Genomic DNA, 17,350 nt, shown 5'->3' with positions numbered 1-17,350 from the left:
CTACGTAACGCACTGCATCTCTCGCAGATAACCGGTCGTTAACCCTTAAGGGGAAAGCCATGTCCTCGTCACCTCTTTACGATAGCGACGCACCACGCGAACGGGATGGGCTCGCTGAGCAAGCCGATGCGCGGCTGCATAACCGCGACCTCGCGCCTGTGCCGCACGATAAACGCACGTGGACCGGTTACAGCATCTTCGCGATGTGGATGTCGGATGTGCACAGCGTCGGCGGCTATACGTTTGCCGCGAGTCTGTTCCTGCTAGGCATCTCGGGCTGGCAGGTGCTGCTTGCGCTCGCGATCGGCATTCTGATCGTGTATGTGCTGATGAACTGGGTCGGCAAGCCGAGCTACGTGCACGGCATTCCGTTTCCCGTGATGGCGCGCGTCAGCATGGGCGTGATGGGCGCGAACCTTGCGGCGGTGATTCGCGGTGTTGTCGGTATTGTCTGGTATGGCGTGCAAACCTATTTCGCGTCGAAAGCGGTCGCGACGTTGCTCGTTCTGTTTATACCCGCCTCGGCGTCGCTGACGCAAGTGAGCTTCCTGCGTCTCGATGGCCTGGGCTGGATCAGCTTCCTCTTTATGTGGATCTTCCAGCTGATCATTTTCCAGCGCGGCATGGACACGATCCGCAAGTTCATCGACTTCTGCGGGCCCGCCGTCTATGTGGTGATGTTCGTGCTGATGGCGTGGATTCTTTCGCAGGCAGGGCTCGGCAGCCTGAGCCTGACGCTCGGCGGCAAGGAACTGACGGGCGGTCAGCAACTGGCCTCGATGGGCAATGCGATTTTGCTCGTCGTCAGCTATTTCGCGGCGCTGCTGCTCAATTTCGGCGACTTCTCGCGCTTTGCGAAAAGCGAGCGGCAGATGAAAGCCGGCAATTTTCTGGGCTTGCCGGTGAATTTCATTGTCTTCGCGATCATCACGGTAATCGTGACGTCGGGCAGCGCGACCGTATTCGGGCAGATGATCATGGACCCGGTTGCGATCGTCGCGCACATTCAGAACAAGGTGGCGGTGGTGATCGGCAGCGTGACGTTTATCGTCGCAACAATGGGCATCAATATTGTTGCCAATTTTGTCTCGCCCGCGTACGACATTGCGAACCTGTTTCCGAAGCACGTGAATTTCAAGCGCGGTGGCTTGATTGCGTCGATTCTCGCGGTGCTCGTCTGCCCATGGATCTTCGTCGACAGCGCGAAGGCGATCACGATCTTCGTCAGCGTTTTCGGCGCGGTGCTCGCGCCGCTTTACGGCGTGATGATGGCCGATTTCTATCTCGTCAAGAAGCAGCAGGTGCAGACCGCCGAACTCTATTCGATGTCGCCGAAAGGCCGCTTTTATTATGACGGCGGCTGGAACAGGATGGGCGTCATTGCGCTCGCGGTTTCGGGTTGCATTTCGATCGGCTGGGAGCTTTGCACGCAACTGCTGCATGTGCTGCCGGAGAACAATTTCGGCTGGCTGATCGGTGCGATTGCCGGGGCCGTCGCTTATGTCGCGTTGATGCGTGCGGCTAGGCGCGCGTAGCGGTAAATATCCATCACCATCGACTGCGAGCTGCCTCAATGCAGCGCAGATTGTCGATGCAGCGGTCGACGACGGTACCAGTGCACCCGGTATTTCGTTTGCTATCGAATTAATGTTGGCATTCGTGAATCGAACCGCTTATCCGGTTATTTGAATATTCCTTCCGATTTCGCTTGAAGTACTGAAGTCGCCTGCTAGGATTCAACCGTAAAGATTCCCTGACGTCAGAAGTTAGGAATGCGATAAAAAAGGTTTGAATACATGTGCAACAAGGAGCACGGTCATGGCGACTACACCCGATCAGATAGCTGCCTCATATCCGATTCCAACCTATCGTTTTATCGTCTCGATGGGTGGCGAGGACATTCCGTTTAACAACGTGTCCGGATTGAACATCACCTACGACACGATTGAATATCGTGACGGCATTGGAAACTGGTTCAAGATGCCGGGTCAACGCCAGGTTCCAAACATTACCTTGCGCAAAGGAGTGTTCCCCGGAGATTCGAAACTGTACGCATGGATCAATTCGATTTCGCTCAATCAGGTGGAGAAAAAGGACATCACCATCAGTCTGACGGACGAGGCAGGCACCACATTGTTGATGACATGGAACGTTGCCAACGCATTTCCAACGTCTTTGTCGTCGCCCACACTGGATGCCGCGAGCAATGAGATTGCGGTGCAGGAAATGTCCTTGATGGCCGATCGCATCACGATTCAGGCCACTGCATAAGAGGAAATGCCATGACCGTCGTTACCACTTATCCTGGCGTGTACATTCAGGAAGACGCCTCTCCTGCCATTTCGGTCAGCAACCTTCCGACCGCCGTGCCGTTTTTTTGCATGGGCAGTAGTTTCAGTACGGAGGTGGTGAAATTCAATAGCTACCTCGAGTTGACGAACTACTACGACGGCGCCCCGGATTTTACCGACGCGAGCGTGGCGGGACTTCGTGCCTATTTCGAATCGGGCGGCGGCACCTGCTACGCAACGGCGAATTCCGGATTCGCGAATGCGGTAATTGCGTGGAAGGATGTGGTGACGCTGGCTGTCGCGAACGGCAACGATATTTCGACGAGCATCACGATGCTCACCGATCCGGGGTACGGACTGTTCGTTATTCTAGATGGTCCTACCACCGAAATCACGACGACAGGGGCAGCGGACGCTTACCCGAGCACACCGTACGCTGCGGTCTATTACCCTTATCTCAAAGTGAGCTGGACGACGGTCGATATCCCGCCGAGCGCGGTGATGGCCGGCCTCTACTGCAAGAACGATCGCAGTCGCGGGGTCTGGAAGGCGCCGGCCAATATGCCGCTACCGGGCGGGTATGCGCCGAAGTTCAGGGTGAGCGACGACCTGCAGGGAGAGTACAACCAGGGCCGGGCGATCGACATGATCCGCACTTTCGAGGATACGGGGCCGACCGTCTGGGGAGCGCGCACGCTGGAGGACAGCGATAACTGGCGTTACGTCTCCGTACGTCGTCTGTTCAATAGCGCCGAACGCGATATGCGCAACGCGATGAACACGATGGTGTTTGAACCCAATACGCCTCCGACATGGGAAAAGGTGCGCACGGCTATTACGAATTATCTGCATGGCTTATGGCAGCAGGGCGGATTGGCCGGAGCCTCGGATAGCGAAGCGTACTTCGTGCAGATCGGCAAAGGTGTCACGATGACCGATGACGACATCAACCAGGGGCGGATGATCGTCAAGGTCGGTATGGCGGCCGCGCGGCCTGCCGAATTCATCATTCTCGAATTTACGCAAAACATGGAGCACGCTTAAGCTGCGTTCGCCCCTTCCCATCGCATCCACGCACTCAATAAAACGAGAGGCGCACGATGACAACGCAACCCAGTTGTCCCGGTGTTTATGTTGTAGAGGGAGGGACGCCCTCGGTATCAGTCAATGTTGCTGCTACGGCGGTGCCCGTTTTTCTCACCGACTTCAGTGAGAATCCCCGCGTAAGCATTCCGAAGGACGTCTGTATTCGCGTGGATAACTGGCTCGAATATTGTGTGCTTAAGGGCTTGTATCCTCGACTCGGCGAAGTCACTGTGAAGATTGAATCAGAACCGCTGTCAGGTGGCGGGTATTCCTATACATACGAGATAATCCTGCAATGTCATCCGGAAATCGACCTGGCACTGCGGCAATATTTTGAAAACGGCGGAGGACCTTGTTACATCCTTAGAATAGGGACAAGCGATGGAATTTTATCGGCTATAAAAAAGGTGCGAGAAATCACCTTACTTGTCTATCTGCATTACACGATCGATTCGGATCTTCGGGACACGTACTATTCCTGGTTAAACTCTCTACTAGGCGCGGGAAACAACTATTTCCTGATCGCCGATGCGGATGCCCAGGGAAAGGCTCCAGATACGGAATCCGAATATACGAGCGTCTACTATCCCGGTCTCATTGAATCAGCGGGATCGGAGCGCCCGCCCGACGATCTTATTGAGGTCATCGGATATATAGACGACAGCGGCACATCGGTGACCGGGTTTAGCGACCTCAAGCCAGTCAATCCCGACCTGTACGCAGAAATCAGCGCAACGATCGATTCACGTCTTGCGCGGCTAAGAGTATCCGTAACGCCAGCTGCCGCAATGGCCGGCATCTATTGCGCGACCGACAGAACCCGAGGTGTATGGAATGCCCCGGCGAACGTTCCAATCAGCGGTGCGCTCGACGTAGCGGTGATGGTCAGCGATACCGACCAGGGCACGATGAACGATAACGGCATCAACGTCATCCGCAAGCTTCCGGACCGCGGAATCGTGCCGTGGGGGTGCCGCACGCTCGCCGGCACATCGGAGGCGACCGACACGAGTTGGCGGTACATCCAGGTGCGGCGCCTGTTCAACAGCGCCGAAGCGGACATCACGAAGGCAATGCAGACCATGATGTTCGAACCGAACTACCAGCCTACCTGGGAGAAGACGAGGCACGCGATCGAGAATTATCTGTATAGCTTATGGCGGCAGGGCGCGCTGGCCGGAAGCAAACCCGAGGATGCGTACTTCGTGCAGATCGGCAAAGACGTCACCATGTCGGACGAGGACATCAGCGCGGGGAAGATGATCGCCAAAGTCGGCATGGCGGCCGCGCGGCCAGCCGAGTTCATCATTCTGGAGTTCACGCAGAGCATGTCGATGTGATGGGTGCGCGCACGCGGACGAGGGAAGCTTCCATGATGGGAATCAGTCAACCCGATGTGGTGTACAGCGACGATGCGATACCCGGCGAATACGATCCCGTTGCGACCGCCGTGCCGGTATTTGTCGGGTACACCGAGAAGGGAACGGCTTATACGCTCGTAGCGATAAACAGCTTCGATGATTACGAGTCGGTTTTCGGCGGTGCGGCACCGGACGGATACATCCTTTATTACGCAGTACGGCATTATTTCGACAATGGCGGTCGAGGCGGTTTCGTGCTTTCGTTAGGGGCATACGCCGATCCCGTCGACCTTACACCGGACGACCTGATCGCGGCGATCTCCGACGGTCGCATTTCCACCGCGATTGCGCAGGAAGCGAGCATTACGTTGGTAGCCATTCCCGACATGGTGCTGTTGCCCGACGGAGAATCCGCATACTGGGCGCAAGCGTGGCTGTCATTGCTCGCTGCCTGCCAGGTCCGCGCGGGCGTGTTCGGCGTTTTCGACACCCCTGACGACCCTGCGAACGCTGCCGCCTGTCTGTCCGCATTTCTCGCGCAGCATCCCACGCAACCGGAATGGGGCGCTGCGTATTGGCCTCGTCTCGTGACCGGCTACGAGAGCGATACGGAAACGCAGATCGTGGTTCCACCGTCTGCGGCCGTGATCGCGGTCATGGCGACGACGGATGAGCAATATGGCATCTGGCGCGCACCCGCCAACGTCGCGCTGTCTCAGGTCATCAAGCCGACATGTTCGTGGCTGCAATCGTCCGGCTTGTTCCAGACGACAGGCCCATCCATCAATCTGATCCGGAGCTTCGCCGGCAAGGGCGTTCGTATATGGGGGTGCCGCACGCTCGCGGTGGACACGGCATCGCCGTGGCTGTATGTGCAGATCCGGCGATTGCTGGCGCACATCGAATCGCAAATCGGCCAGCTAGGTCGGCACTTCGTGTTCGAAGACAACAACGCGCTTACCTGGGTCAAATTCCATGGAATGGCCCATATCTGGCTGCGCAACATGTGGCTGGAGGGCGGCCTTTACGGAGCAGAGGAGGCCGAGGCCTTTTTTGTGCAGATCGGCCTCGGCGAAACGATGACGCAAGCGGATATCGATCAGGGGAAGATGATCATCAAGCTCGGCGTGGCCGTCGCTTATCCCGCCGAGTTCATCGAGATCAGCCTCACGTTCGATACCCGCATGTCGGTCAACGCACCACAGGCGAGGGCGTGATGGAAAGACCTTTTTACCGGCCCTCCGTATCGCATCGCTTTTCAGTCACATTCTGGATCGAAAGCGTACCGGTGCCCGACATCATCGACGCGAGTTTCCAGCGAATCACCGGGTTAGGGCGAGAACTGGGCGTCACCGCCTACTCCGAGGGCGGAGAGAATGTGCGAAACCGCTTCTTTGCCGACAAGATCCAGCATGGATCGCTGGTGATGGAACGGGGCGTCATGCTGTTGACGCCGCTTAGCGTGCTGTTCAACAGGCAGCTGCTCGGCGGCAAGGTGACGTACCTGAATGCGGTGATCTCGCTGTTCGATCCGTGGCCTTTGCCATTGACGAACTGGGTGATCACGAAAGCGCTCCCCGTGCGATGGCAGACCGGCGATCTCGATGCCAATAGCAATCAGGTTCTGATCAATACGCTCGAGTTGCGGTACCAGGACATGATCCCATTAGGAGCGAAGCTATGACGGTGGAGATTCGTGAGCTGATTATCCAGGCGAAAGTCACCGCGGATGAAGCGCGTCCCGCGGAGGTTCTGCCCGCAAGGCGTCTGCCCGATGAAGAGTGGGTCGAAACCATCGCGCGAAGGGTGCTCGAAATGCTGTGCGAACAGCGTTTGGAGTGGTGATCGTGGGCCTGCTCGGAAGGACGGGCAAGCTGACCTTGATCGCCTACGGCGACCGGGAGTTGACTCAACTCGTGGGCAGCCTGGCGGTGATGTACAACCCGGATTCCATTGGCCTCAGTTATCAGACGGAATTCGTGCCGGACGTGTTTATCAATACGACGCGGCAAAGCAATCGCTATGTACAGACGAAGCCGGGCAGCTTATCGCTGGAGTTGCTTTTCGACGCGAGAATGCCAGGCAATCGGAAACCGATCGACGCGCAATTAGGTCTGTTGCGCGGCCTCTGCTACAACGTCGACCCGGCGCATAGCGAACCCCGTTATCTGCAAGTGAAGTGGGGGAGGATGGGCTGGAATGGCCACGGCTATTTCGCGGGACGCATGAGTTCGCTGTCGATACGCTACACGCTGTTCGAGCGGGATGCGACTCCTCTACGAGCGACCGCCACGCTGGAACTCGTAGCGGACGGCAGTTTGACGCTGCAAAGCGCGAAGGAACAGTTGCTTTCGCCAGGCGAGGCAGTGGTTACCGTGCCCGATGCGACACCGTTGCCGTCGATTGCCACGAGCGCTGCGGGTTCGCTGGCGAAAGCGCCCGACTACCTGGAGGTCGCAGCCGAGAACGATCTGGACAGTCTTGACGCGATCGAGCCGGGACAGCAACTGCAGGTCTCGAGCGCAGACAAGGAGCAATGATGCGTCCCGTACCGGTCACGGCTGTGATGGTCGGAGAGCCTCCCAAGCCGTTGATCGCGCTCAAGGCGGAGCGCACGGAAGTGCAGCACAAGGTCAATGCGATCCCCACTGCGCGCATTGTGCTGTCTGTGGAAGGCGACGCGCTGGAAGATCTGATCACCTTTCAGGAAGAGATTGCGCTTTGCAGTGCAGGGCAAAAGGTGGAAGTGCTGCTTCATGAACCGGACGACAGAGGACATCTGATCTTCCGCGGCGTGATCGTGAGGCAGGAACTCAGTATGACCCGGGCCCGGACCGAACTCGTGCTGCATTTGCGCCACGACTTGCAGAAGCTGCAGAACACGCATCGATCGCAACTGTTCGAGAACATGACCGACGCGGCGATCGTGACAAACCTGCTGGTTGCCCAGGGGATTGTGTTGCTGCATGTCGAAGGAATGAGCGTCGAGCATGACCAGCTCGTACAGTTCCGTTGCTCCGATTGGCATTTCATGCGCCACCGTCTGGGTGTCAACGGCGTGTGGGCGTTTCCGAATCCGGAAGGAGTCGAAATCGCGCCGCCTCGGCTCGCGCCTCAACCTGCGCGGACATTGCGGCAACGAGCGTCCGTGCCGGGACAGGACACATTGATCGAAGAGGGCGCCTGGACATTCAGCGAGCAATTCCAGCCATCCGTCCTGACGGCTTCGAGCTGGAACGATCATGCGCAGATCAACGACACTGTCACCGGCGTGGCGACGCAGCTAGGCAGCGGCGCGTTCGATTGTGCGCATGGGCGCGAGATCAACGATGTGCCGTGGTCGTTCAACTACAGCACACCGCTTCGACTCGACGAAACGACGGCGCTGGCGAAGGGCCTGTTGATGAATTTTCAGTCGTCCCGTGCTTCGGGTGAATTCCTCATCGACGGGTCGGCGCATTACGCCTTGGGGCAGACGCTGGGGATAGAAGGATTCGGCCGGGCCTTTGACGGCGGCGCCATCATTACCGGTATCCGTCATCGGATCGCAAAGGGCGAAGGCTGGCGTACGCTTTTGACGCTCGGTTACGACGACGTGCTGCGCGAGCCGATGTCGATGCCAAGAGCGTGTGGTCTGCACATCGGTGTGGTTTGCGCTTTCAAGGAAGATCCGGATGGCATGCATCGCTTGCAGGTTCGTCTCCCGGTGCTCGGCGAGAGTAGCAATGCAGTCTGGGCCCGGCTTGCAAAGCCTTATGCCAGCGCGACGAGCGGATTCTGTTTTTACCCGGAGGTGGGCGATGAGGTCGTGGTCGGCTTCTTCGACGAGGACCCGAGCTATCCGGTCATTCTGGGCTCGATGCACAACCCGTTGAATCCGCCGCCGATCGAACCCGACGCCGGCAATTTCGTGAAGGCCCTTGTCGTTAGTCACGAGGGGCAGCAATACCAGCTTCGCTTCGATACGAAGGGTCAGGCCGTGTCTCTGAGTTCGCCCCACGAGCAGCTAAGTCTCAAGCAGGGCGGCGAACTGCAGACCGACAGCACGCTGACGCTGAAATGCAGCAGTTTGACACTGTCGGGCCAGACTTCAGTCTCGATCGAGGGGCCGAAGATCGATTTCTCGAGTTAAGCAAACCGTCCGTCACGGAGCACCTGGCATGAGCGACGACATCCTGACCCGGATCTTTGGACGCGGATGGGCTTTCCCACCCGCGTTCTCAATCGATGACGGCGTTGTCATGGCGAACGGCGCGGAGGACGTCAGGCAGAGCTTGCGCATTCTGTTCAGTACTGAGCCGGGCGAGCGAATCATGCGTGACGGCTATGGGTGCGCGCTCTATGACGTCATGTTCGAGAACATCAACGGCGACCTGACGAGCAATATCGAGGCGAGAGTCGTGGATGCGATTCTGCGCTATGAGCCTCGCGCAAACCTGACGCGAATACGCGTCTACCAGTCCAGAACGAATAGCAGCACGGTGTCCGTCGAAGTTACGTATTGCCTGCGCGGCAGCGACGTGGCGCAGCGTATGTCGGGAACGTTGGACATCGGACAGGCGGTGCGAGGAGTACTCCAATGAGTTCACCGGTGCTTTGCGACGGCGACGAGGCGACATTCGAACCGATGTTCGGCCCGCGCCAGGTTGTGCTCTCGGGACCCGCGATCCTGACGGGTACCGGAGTCGCGACGATATCGGGTCGGCCGATTTGCGTGGTCGGCGACGAGCACCGCGCGCAGTGGCCGGCGCAGTACTTCATCGCCGGCTATTCGCCTGGCGCAGGCATCGTCAGCATCGAAATGCTCGACGCGAGTCAGACGGCGCCCTTTGTCGCGGGACAGACGCCGCTGATGCTTCAGGGAACAGGGGCGCAATTCACCGCGCGATTCACGCCCACGGCCCCGGCTGTGATGGCGAGCACTCCTTTTACACCGGATACGACCGCGCCCGGCATGGGTCGCGGGGCATTTATCGCACATCAGCAATTTGTCCGTGCCTGAAGCCGCACCTGCCCGCCTGGGCATGAGGCGGCTCGGCACACGAGTCTCTCGACCATGAACGGATGGCCGGGAATTTGGTAGGAGAGCGAACATGACCGTGCCGGACAACCTGCTCCGGGCGCTCAGCGAGCTTGCAGTCGACGACGGCTTCAGACTCGATGGCCGCAGCGACGAGCAACTGCTGCAATCCCTCGAAGACTACGTCGCGCTGATACCGTTTGACAGCGGCCACACGTGGGCGGACTTCTTCTTCATGTCGGGGAACGCTCCGCCCGTGCTTGCCGAACTGTCTGGCAAACCGGATTCGGCAGATGGAACGTTGCTGCCGCAACAGGCGTTCATGCTGGCGTTTCTCCAGTTGCTGAAAACGCCAAGAGCACTGTTCAACTACCTGCCGTTTGCGCACCGGGATCTCTACTATCGCGACCTGTTGAGTCTGCGGGAGTCGCCGGCGCAGTCGGACAACGTCGTATTGCAGTTCGCACTGAGCCCGTCGGTTCGCGGATGCCTGTTGCGGGCCGGCACCTTGTTCGATGCGGGCGAAACCGGCGGCGTCCCGGTCAGATACGCGCTCGACGCAGACTTGCTCGTGAACCCCAGCATCTGGACGGACTTGCGCTGGGTGCAGCCCGGCGATGGCCCATCGCAAGTGGCCGCTGTCGCATACGATCAGCAGCAGGGCGCCTGGCCATCGGCCGGCGTCAGGTTGTTCGATCCCGAAGCGCAACAGCAGCCGGTAGTCGTCGGCCGGTTGATCGCATCGGATTCGCTTGCAATGAGTACAGGAATCCGAACATTCACTGTGACATTCGGCTCAGCTGTGGCGAGTGCGAATTTGACTGTCGCGCAGGTAAGCAGCGCGAATGGCTGGCTCGAACTCGCGCTTTCCAGCGTGTCGCAGGATCAACTCACCCTGTCGTGGCTGCTCGACGGCGATCAGCCGGCCATCAGCCCGCCCGACAATCTCGATGGCATCACGATGGACGTCCCCGTCTTGAAACTGGGGTGCGTGAACGGTCAGACGGTGCCGGTTATCGTGAGCTTGTCAGTCCAGGTCGAAGGCAGCAGTGCCGTGAGCTATGGCACCGATAGCGGCGCCAACCGTCTCGACGGAACTAGCTATCCGTTCGGCACCATGCCTGTCGTCGGGAGCGGCTTCAATCTGATCGCCGCTGACTGGTGCGAGCAGACCGCGCCGCTCGAACTGACGCTGGCACCACGATGGCTGGGTCTGCCGGACGAAGGCTTTCCCGACTGGTACGCGAACTACGATAGCGACGTCAAGCCGGCCGACAATAGCGACTTCAAAGTGCAGGCGTTATTGATGTCGAGCTCTGGCGCGCAGCCGCTTTCGTCCAGCATCGACAACCCGGCCGCGACGGGGCCGCAGCCGCTCTTCGCCGCGGGCAAGGGTGCGCCCGCCGGGGCCAGCCTGACAGTGGCCGTGCCGCCAATGCTGCCCACCGGCGTGGGTAATCCGTCGAATCCGTGCGACTGGCCGCGCTGGCTCCGCTTCGAGTTGACAGGTCGCGATTTCGGCTATCAGGATTACCAGAAGCTCGCCGGCACGACGACGCTCAATCCGCCTTACACACCTCAAATCAATGCGATGACGGTGAGCTATGCCGTCGAGGCAGCCGACATCGTCCAGTATTTGCTGACGCCGTTCGGTTATATGGCGGACGGCGCGCAAGCGGATGATCCGGCCAGTTCATATCTTTATGTCGGGCTGACCGATGGCATCCCGGGCGAAACGCTTTCGTTGTATTGGCAACTACAGAGCCCGCAGTCGTTGCAGCCTGCATGGGAATATCTGAATCAGGCGAACACCTGGGCCTCGCTCGGCGACACGTTGGTAGACGATACGCAAGGACTGATGGATTGCGGCCTGTGGACGGCGGTGCTGCCGCACGACGCCGCCACCGATGCGCCGCAGATGCCGTCCGGCCGCTACTGGTTGCGCGCCGTGCTCGATCAGCCGTGTGCCCTCATAAACCCGGCGCGGGTGGATGAAAGCTCGGAGACCGCGCAGTACGGTTACGTTTGGTTGCAGGGTATATCCGCAAACGGCATGACCGCGACGCTCGATGAGCCGCAAACCGTGCCCGCAAGCCACTTCACACGCCCGCTGCCTGCCTTCACGGTGACGCGCGCGGTGACGCCCGTGGCGGGATTGTCGTCCGTGACGCAACCGTGGCCGTCTAGCGGCGGACGTCCGGCGGAAACGCCGTCCGAATTCTTCTCGCGCGTTGCGCAGCGACTGTCCCACCGCAACCGGGCATTGACATGGCAGGACATGGCGGCGCTGCTGCAAGCGCATTTCAGCAACGTATTCGATGTCGCGCTGCCGCCGGCGGACAGCATGACGGACCTTCCTGCTTCGCTGATACAAACCGTCGTGGCGATACCCGTCAACGAAAAGAAGGACAACCAGGATCCGTTGCGTCCGCAGTTCAGCCAGGCCCATCTGAACGAAATGAAGCAATATCTGCAGGGACTCGCGTCCGCGTGGGCCCGCATCGAGGTCGTCAATCCGCGATATCGCGACGTTGAGATTGCCTACAACATCACATTCAACGTGAACCCGGACTACGGATACCGCCAGTTGCAGGAGCGGCTGACGCTGCGTTACATGCCGTGGATACTGGGCGGGCCGCGCGGCGTCACACTGGGCAATACACTGGACTACTACGGGATCATTGCCTGGATTCAGCAGCAGCCATTCGTAACCAGTGTCAACAGCATGACGTTGAACGGACAGTCGGTCTCGATCCATGCACAACGCGACGAGGTTCTGATCCTGAACTGGCAGACTACGGCTTCTTGCGCGAACCGGACGGGGAGGACGTATGCGTCGGCCTTCTGAACTGCTCCGTCTGGTCCGGGCGGATATTCATTTTGATGCGCTATGCGAACAGGCGTTGCAAGCGATCGCGAACTTCGGTGGACAGATCTGGACCGATACCGGCGAGCACGACCCCGGTGTGACATTCATCGAGGGATATAGCTATAGCACTTCGGATCTGTCGTATCGGCATACCTTGCCTCTCGCCGATCTGCTTACGCCATCGGTCGACGAGCAGCTTCCGGGCGGGGGCTTATTCCCCGTCGATTTCGGTCCTCAAACGGCATTGACCTGTGGACCGATCACGCCCGCGGATTACCGGCGCGCGTTGCTCGATCTTACCGATCCGCAGGAAACCTACTACCTGTACCGCGATGTGCAGTTGATTGCGCTGGACTCCGACGACCCCGCTTCCGCAAACTGCTTTGACTACATCTACTACTACGATCCCGAGAGCCTCGAGTTCGGCTTCACCAAGGAAGGTGCGAGCGCGGTCACATACTGCCTTCGCGGCGACTACGCGCTGTATCTGGAGCCGACTCGCGAGTCGGCTGCGAACAGCGCCGAAGCGCAACAGGTGCTTGGCGCTTTCCTCACCGATTACCGCAACCTGTGCGAATGCATCAGCAAGATCGTGGTGGCCCAGCCCGTGAAAATCAATCCCATCGCGGACATACAGATCGAAGAAGGAGCACAGGATTACGCAAGAATCTACGCTGATATTTACACCGCTACCGAGGCCTATATCTCTCCGACGGTCGACCACGAAAGCACCGCGGCTTTACAGCAGCAAGGCTTTGCGACGGAAGATATTTACGATGGGCCGTATCTGCTGCACGGATGGCAGCCTCAATTGCCCGCGGCGACCGACTACACCAACACTGTCTACGTCAATCTGAGCGGACTGGCACAGAAATGGATGCAGATTGAGGGCGTTAAAAGCATTCTGTCTCTTCGGGAATATTCGGACCCGCCGTCAGGCAGTGGCATGTGGACCTGGAACACGGCGGGGCCGAACCGCTATCCGCAGACGTGGGGCGACGATCCGATCGGTACGCTCGTGCAATCGGTGCGGTTGATCACGGCGGACGGAAAGATCGTGGTCTGCAGCAAGGACGATATCGAGGCGCAATTGCCGGCCGTCGTCATACAGCGCAATCCGCCGGTGGTTTTGCCTTACGGCAAAGCGCGCAACCTGTCGCAATACCACCCGGTGACCGACAGGATGCCGGCGTGCTACGGTTTGCAACTGCCGATCGGCTATGGCGGTCCGCAGCCTTTGTATCAGTATCTGTTGCCGTTCGAGCAGGCGATGGCCAACGGGTGCCGGCAGCTGGCCATGCTTCCCGCCCTGCTGTCGTTCATACGCGATGGGGATACGGTGTGGGGCGCGCAATGGCCCTATGCCGATGGTAGCGCCGGGGATAGTGCGCATGCGGCATACAAGAATCTGCTCGTCGATCAGATTACGTCTTCCGCCGAAGACTACGATCAGGAGCTGAACGTCGTCAATTTTCTGCTGGGCTACTTCGGCACGCAGCGGGCGTCGCAGATGCTCGACACGTCGCAGGACGAATTTCTGCAAGTCGAGCAGGACTATCTGGCTGAAGTCACGAGCTTGGCTTACCGGCGCGCCAATATCCGCGTAGACAGGGTATCCGCGCTGCAAAAGCGCATTGCCGCCCGCATGGGGTGGGGCGAGACGTTGTTCTCACATCCGGTGGAGATGGGCAGGCTGCCGTTCTATCTCGTCGAGCATCGCTCGCTGCTGCCCGCAAAACCGTCAGCCGCGTACGACACGCCTGTTTATCCGACCGCAGTGGACCTTTCGGAAGACGGCCGTACGCTAACGGTGACGTGTCCGGCAACGCCTTCGTTATCGGACCTTCAAAGCGGAGACCTGATCGACTTTCGGCTCTATCCCGAAAGCAACGGAATGACGCTGCAAGGGTTGATCGTCGACAAGGTGGATGCAGCCAGTCAATCGTTCACGCTGCAGCTCGCCGCCAACCCGCCGCTCGCTGCGCGTGTCTCCGCGGTACTCGAGGCGCAGGAAGATCACGCGCTGTACTGGCAGAACTGCCAGGCATGGTTGCGAGAGATCGTCTATCCGTTGACGTATGCGGCGGACACACCGGACCCGCCCGTCGCACCGGTCGTATTGACGATCGCATCGTCGTTTCCGTTTCCGGCGGGCGTGCGGGAAGGCGATCTGCTGTCGATCGATGCGATATCGGGCCCGGATGGCACAAGCTGGTCGATGAAGGTTCTCGTCAAGCAGGTCGACGGCATCGCGGGGACGCTAGAGGTGATTCCCGCCGCAGGCGAAACCGGGGCTTTTCCGTCCCCTGCCGATGCCGGCGGCTACACGTGGCATACGCTGAGCATCGCCGATCGATTTTCAATGGTCGTCAGCCTTGTGCTGAACAAGGGCATGCTGCCCCAGGGGGGCGACCCCGATGCCACCGAGTCGTGGATCAAGCAGTGCGTTCAGGCAGAGCTTCCCGCACATATTGCGTTGATGATCCATTGGCTCAGTTCCGACCCGCACGACCCGCAGTCGTTTGCGAGCTTCGCGCTGAGCTATGCCGTATGGCAAGGCACCAAAACCGCGCCGAGCACGGCGACCTTCCAGTTGCTGTGGAAACTCGGATTGGGACGGGTGCCTGCCGCTCTCGATGTCGGCATCGGCGCGATGATCATTGCGAAACCGGAGCAGCAGACCGAGGTGATCGGTGCGAGCGGCGATGAATGGAATGTCGACGTCATTGTGGAAAACAGTCTGTTCTTCGTGCCGAAAAACGATTCATTGCCCCCGGCGGATGGGATCAAGGAGTGAGCAAGTCATGGCGAACGCAAATTCGAGCGAAGGTGCTGCGGCAGTGGCCAGCACGACAGGCGGGACGACGGACGATCTGAAGAGCCGCTTCCAGGCGGGCTCCATTCCACTGGACACCGATTTCAGCGAACTCATCAATATCGCTGAATGCGGCCGCCGCGCGGTCGGCCAAAGTGCGGATCAGACGGACAACAGCGTCGGCGCAGGGATGCAAATCGCGCCGGACAGCGACGCGGCGAACAAAGGGAAAGTTTCGGTGAAGACGGGGCTTGGCGTTGGAATCGACAGTACCGACCAAAGCGTCAGGGTGACCGTTCAAACCGGTTACGGAATGGACGTCGATGGTAGCGGACTTAGGGTCAAGATCGGTAATGGCGTTGAGTTCGATAGCAATGGCAACGTGGCTGTCAAAGCGGGCCCGGGAATTATGGTCGACAGCAATGGCGTTAGCCTGAATGCGTCCATCGCTTTTGTGAAGGGAATGATCATGATGTTTTCCGGTTCGACGGTTCCCGACGGGTGGCATATTTGCGACGGCTCGACCGTGACGGGTTCCGATGGAAACAGCGTGACGGTGCCGGATTTGAGGAATCGATTCATTCTGGGCGCAGATACGGGGACGTCCGGACGTGCCAATGGCACGGTCTCCTGGGACGCCAGTAACCACGCCTATTTCACGGCCACCTCTGCTTCGTCGAATACCAATGTTTCGGTGCAAGGGCATGCACTGTCGGTAAGCGAAATGCCGAAGCACTCGCACCGGGTGAGTGTCAACGGCTATAACTTGACCGAAAATGGGTCCGCCTACACGGACGGGTCAGATTCTCATGTTCCTGCGAGTTTTAATCCGGATCAATGGACTACAGTGGACTTCGAAACGGTAGGCGGCGGAGAGAGTCACTCGCACGGCATCACCGATAACGGGCACACGCACGCCGCGAACGTCTATGTTCCGTACTTCGTACTGGCCTTCATCATGAAAATCTGACAAACGGCGTCGCGTATCCCGAAGGTGTCGCATGACTACACAGATCGAGCGATTCACCGTACAGATTGAATTGCCATTTCACATGCAACAAGCGATAACGCTCAGGTGTAGCCGCTTGTTCCACACGCAGCTGAAGGACGATTTGCACCGGATCGTGACCGAGACCGTGCACGCGCATGCGCACGTTGGAGCCTGCACGCTGCGGCTGAACCTTGGGACAATGCAAGCGTGGCAGTTCGAACGCGAGTTTCGCAGCCGGTTTGTGCAAGAACTGCGCCGTGCATTGATGAACGGCGCAACGCATGCGGAGCCCGATTCGGCCCCCGCCTGGGCGCATGAAAAAAAGGAAGTACCTCAAACCGACAATTCAAAGTCGCATGAGAGTGTCGCTGCGCCGCTTTCGCTGGATGAAACACGCGAGTTAGAGCGGTGCTTTTCTTCGAGCGTCAGAGAAAGCGAGCAGGAGCTTGCATGGAGGTGGCTGGCGCGCTGGTGTCTGAGGCGGGCTTCCAGGCAGTATCTGCTGCATTTGAAAACAGCCCGGCCTTCGTTGCGACGACTGTGCGGCGACGCTCAACTTGCAGAATCAACTCTTCTGTTCAAGGCGTTGCACTGGTTACAGCGTCAACCTGTATCCCGTCAGCCGGACGCCAATCTGTTTCCTCGCAACGACGCCGATGCCTTCGTCGAACACGTTGTCGACGCCAATATCGACAAAGAAGCGCTCGCTATTTTTTCGGAGCCGGCGGGAGCGGCACTGCGGCGCTGGCAGGGGTTGCTGTGGCGGGACGCAAGAGTGCGACGCCTCTTGAAGCACAGGCTTCCCGACGAAGTGACGCGACGGCTGCGGCAGTATTCCCGTCACAAGTCGGAGGCCAAGCGGTCTTAGGAAGACAAAACATTCTACCAACTCCTTGGCTCACAGAACGACATGGCTA

General features: G+C 59.0%; 15 protein-coding genes. All 15 read left to right on the top strand.

All coding sequences use genetic code 11. The features are described 5' to 3' along the window. Window positions 1-59 precede the first annotated feature (59 nt). The 15 genes from QYH69_RS20380 to QYH69_RS20310 all read left to right on the top strand — a co-directional run bounded on the left by QYH69_RS20380 (window position 60) and on the right by QYH69_RS20310 (window position 17,301). Window positions 60-1,535, top strand: a complete 1,476-nt coding sequence (locus QYH69_RS20380) for an NCS1 family nucleobase:cation symporter-1 (RefSeq protein WP_308833614.1) — start codon at window positions 60-62, stop codon at window positions 1,533-1,535. 283 nt (window positions 1,536-1,818) lie between these two features. Continuing rightward, window positions 1,819-2,271, top strand: coding sequence for a phage tail protein (locus QYH69_RS20375; protein ID WP_308833613.1), 453 nt, complete (start codon window positions 1,819-1,821; stop codon window positions 2,269-2,271). A gap of 11 nt (window positions 2,272-2,282) precedes the next feature. Beyond that, window positions 2,283-3,335, top strand: a complete 1,053-nt coding sequence (locus tag QYH69_RS20370; RefSeq protein WP_308833612.1) for a phage tail sheath C-terminal domain-containing protein — start codon at window positions 2,283-2,285, stop codon at window positions 3,333-3,335. Between the two features lie 56 nt (window positions 3,336-3,391). Next, window positions 3,392-4,717, top strand: a complete 1,326-nt coding sequence (locus QYH69_RS20365; RefSeq protein ID WP_308833611.1) for a phage tail sheath C-terminal domain-containing protein — start codon at window positions 3,392-3,394, stop codon at window positions 4,715-4,717. Then, on the top strand, window positions 4,717-5,955 hold the full coding sequence (locus QYH69_RS20360) for a phage tail sheath C-terminal domain-containing protein (RefSeq protein ID WP_308833610.1): 1,239 nt from the start codon (window positions 4,717-4,719) through the stop codon (window positions 5,953-5,955). Before QYH69_RS20365 ends, QYH69_RS20360 begins: the two co-directional genes overlap by 1 nt. Beyond that, window positions 5,955-6,422: a phage tail protein gene (locus tag QYH69_RS20355; protein WP_308833609.1), complete on the top strand. Its 468-nt coding sequence runs from the start codon at window positions 5,955-5,957 to the stop codon at window positions 6,420-6,422. The genes QYH69_RS20360 and QYH69_RS20355 overlap by 1 nt, the downstream gene beginning before the upstream one ends. Then, entirely contained in the window at window positions 6,419-6,583 is a 165-nt protein-coding gene (locus tag QYH69_RS20350) for a DUF5908 family protein (protein ID WP_308833608.1), read from the top strand. Before QYH69_RS20355 ends, QYH69_RS20350 begins: the two co-directional genes overlap by 4 nt. Before the next feature lie 2 nt (window positions 6,584-6,585). Then, window positions 6,586-7,278 (top strand): hypothetical protein, encoded by a 693-nt coding sequence (locus tag QYH69_RS20345; RefSeq protein WP_075161264.1) that lies wholly within the window; start codon window positions 6,586-6,588, stop codon window positions 7,276-7,278. A gap of 50 nt (window positions 7,279-7,328) precedes the next feature. Next, window positions 7,329-8,870 carry a phage baseplate assembly protein V gene (locus tag QYH69_RS20340; RefSeq protein WP_308833607.1) on the top strand — a complete coding sequence of 514 codons (1,542 nt, stop codon included), beginning with the start codon at window positions 7,329-7,331 and terminating at the stop codon, window positions 8,868-8,870. 28 nt (window positions 8,871-8,898) lie between these two features. Then, window positions 8,899-9,321 carry a GPW/gp25 family protein gene (locus QYH69_RS20335; protein WP_308833606.1) on the top strand — a complete coding sequence of 141 codons (423 nt, stop codon included), beginning with the start codon at window positions 8,899-8,901 and terminating at the stop codon, window positions 9,319-9,321. Next, on the top strand, window positions 9,318-9,740 hold the full coding sequence (locus QYH69_RS20330; protein WP_308833605.1) for a hypothetical protein: 423 nt from the start codon (window positions 9,318-9,320) through the stop codon (window positions 9,738-9,740). Before QYH69_RS20335 ends, QYH69_RS20330 begins: the two co-directional genes overlap by 4 nt. Window positions 9,741-9,831: 91 nt before the next feature. After that, window positions 9,832-12,606, top strand: coding sequence for a hypothetical protein (locus tag QYH69_RS20325; protein ID WP_308833604.1), 2,775 nt, complete (start codon window positions 9,832-9,834; stop codon window positions 12,604-12,606). Beyond that, window positions 12,590-15,424 (top strand): hypothetical protein, encoded by a 2,835-nt coding sequence (locus tag QYH69_RS20320; protein ID WP_308833603.1) that lies wholly within the window; start codon window positions 12,590-12,592, stop codon window positions 15,422-15,424. Before QYH69_RS20325 ends, QYH69_RS20320 begins: the two co-directional genes overlap by 17 nt. Before the next feature lie 7 nt (window positions 15,425-15,431). Next, complete coding sequence (locus tag QYH69_RS20315) at window positions 15,432-16,412, top strand: tail fiber protein (protein WP_308833602.1); 981 nt, start codon at window positions 15,432-15,434, stop codon at window positions 16,410-16,412. A 31-nt stretch (window positions 16,413-16,443) separates the two neighbouring features. Continuing rightward, a complete protein-coding gene (locus QYH69_RS20310; RefSeq protein WP_308833601.1) occupies window positions 16,444-17,301 on the top strand; it encodes a contractile injection system tape measure protein in 858 nt (285 codons plus the stop codon). Window positions 17,302-17,350: the final 49 nt, after the last annotated feature.

This window comes from Paraburkholderia sp. SARCC-3016 (genome assembly GCF_031119615.1).
Taxonomy (GTDB): domain Bacteria; phylum Pseudomonadota; class Gammaproteobacteria; order Burkholderiales; family Burkholderiaceae; genus Paraburkholderia.
This window is presented reverse-complemented; position numbering and strand designations above follow the sequence as displayed.

Excerpts from the sequence above, each read along its gene's own strand:
- QYH69_RS20380 (WP_308833614.1), top strand. The coding sequence starts at position 60 with ATGTCCTCGTCACCTCTTTACGATAGCGACGCACCACGCGAACGGGAT.
- QYH69_RS20375 (WP_308833613.1), top strand. The coding sequence starts at position 1,819 with ATGGCGACTACACCCGATCAGATAGCTGCCTCATATCCGATTCCAACC.
- QYH69_RS20370 (WP_308833612.1), top strand. The coding sequence starts at position 2,283 with ATGACCGTCGTTACCACTTATCCTGGCGTGTACATTCAGGAAGACGCC.
- QYH69_RS20365 (WP_308833611.1), top strand. The coding sequence starts at position 3,392 with ATGACAACGCAACCCAGTTGTCCCGGTGTTTATGTTGTAGAGGGAGGG.
- QYH69_RS20360 (WP_308833610.1), top strand. The coding sequence starts at position 4,717 with ATGGGTGCGCGCACGCGGACGAGGGAAGCTTCCATGATGGGAATCAGT.
- QYH69_RS20355 (WP_308833609.1), top strand. The coding sequence starts at position 5,955 with ATGGAAAGACCTTTTTACCGGCCCTCCGTATCGCATCGCTTTTCAGTC.
- QYH69_RS20350 (WP_308833608.1), top strand. The coding sequence starts at position 6,419 with ATGACGGTGGAGATTCGTGAGCTGATTATCCAGGCGAAAGTCACCGCG.
- QYH69_RS20335 (WP_308833606.1), top strand. The coding sequence starts at position 8,899 with ATGAGCGACGACATCCTGACCCGGATCTTTGGACGCGGATGGGCTTTC.
- QYH69_RS20330 (WP_308833605.1), top strand. The coding sequence starts at position 9,318 with ATGAGTTCACCGGTGCTTTGCGACGGCGACGAGGCGACATTCGAACCG.
- QYH69_RS20325 (WP_308833604.1), top strand. The coding sequence starts at position 9,832 with ATGACCGTGCCGGACAACCTGCTCCGGGCGCTCAGCGAGCTTGCAGTC.
- QYH69_RS20320 (WP_308833603.1), top strand. The coding sequence starts at position 12,590 with ATGCGTCGGCCTTCTGAACTGCTCCGTCTGGTCCGGGCGGATATTCAT.
- QYH69_RS20315 (WP_308833602.1), top strand. The coding sequence starts at position 15,432 with ATGGCGAACGCAAATTCGAGCGAAGGTGCTGCGGCAGTGGCCAGCACG.
- QYH69_RS20310 (WP_308833601.1), top strand. The coding sequence starts at position 16,444 with ATGACTACACAGATCGAGCGATTCACCGTACAGATTGAATTGCCATTT.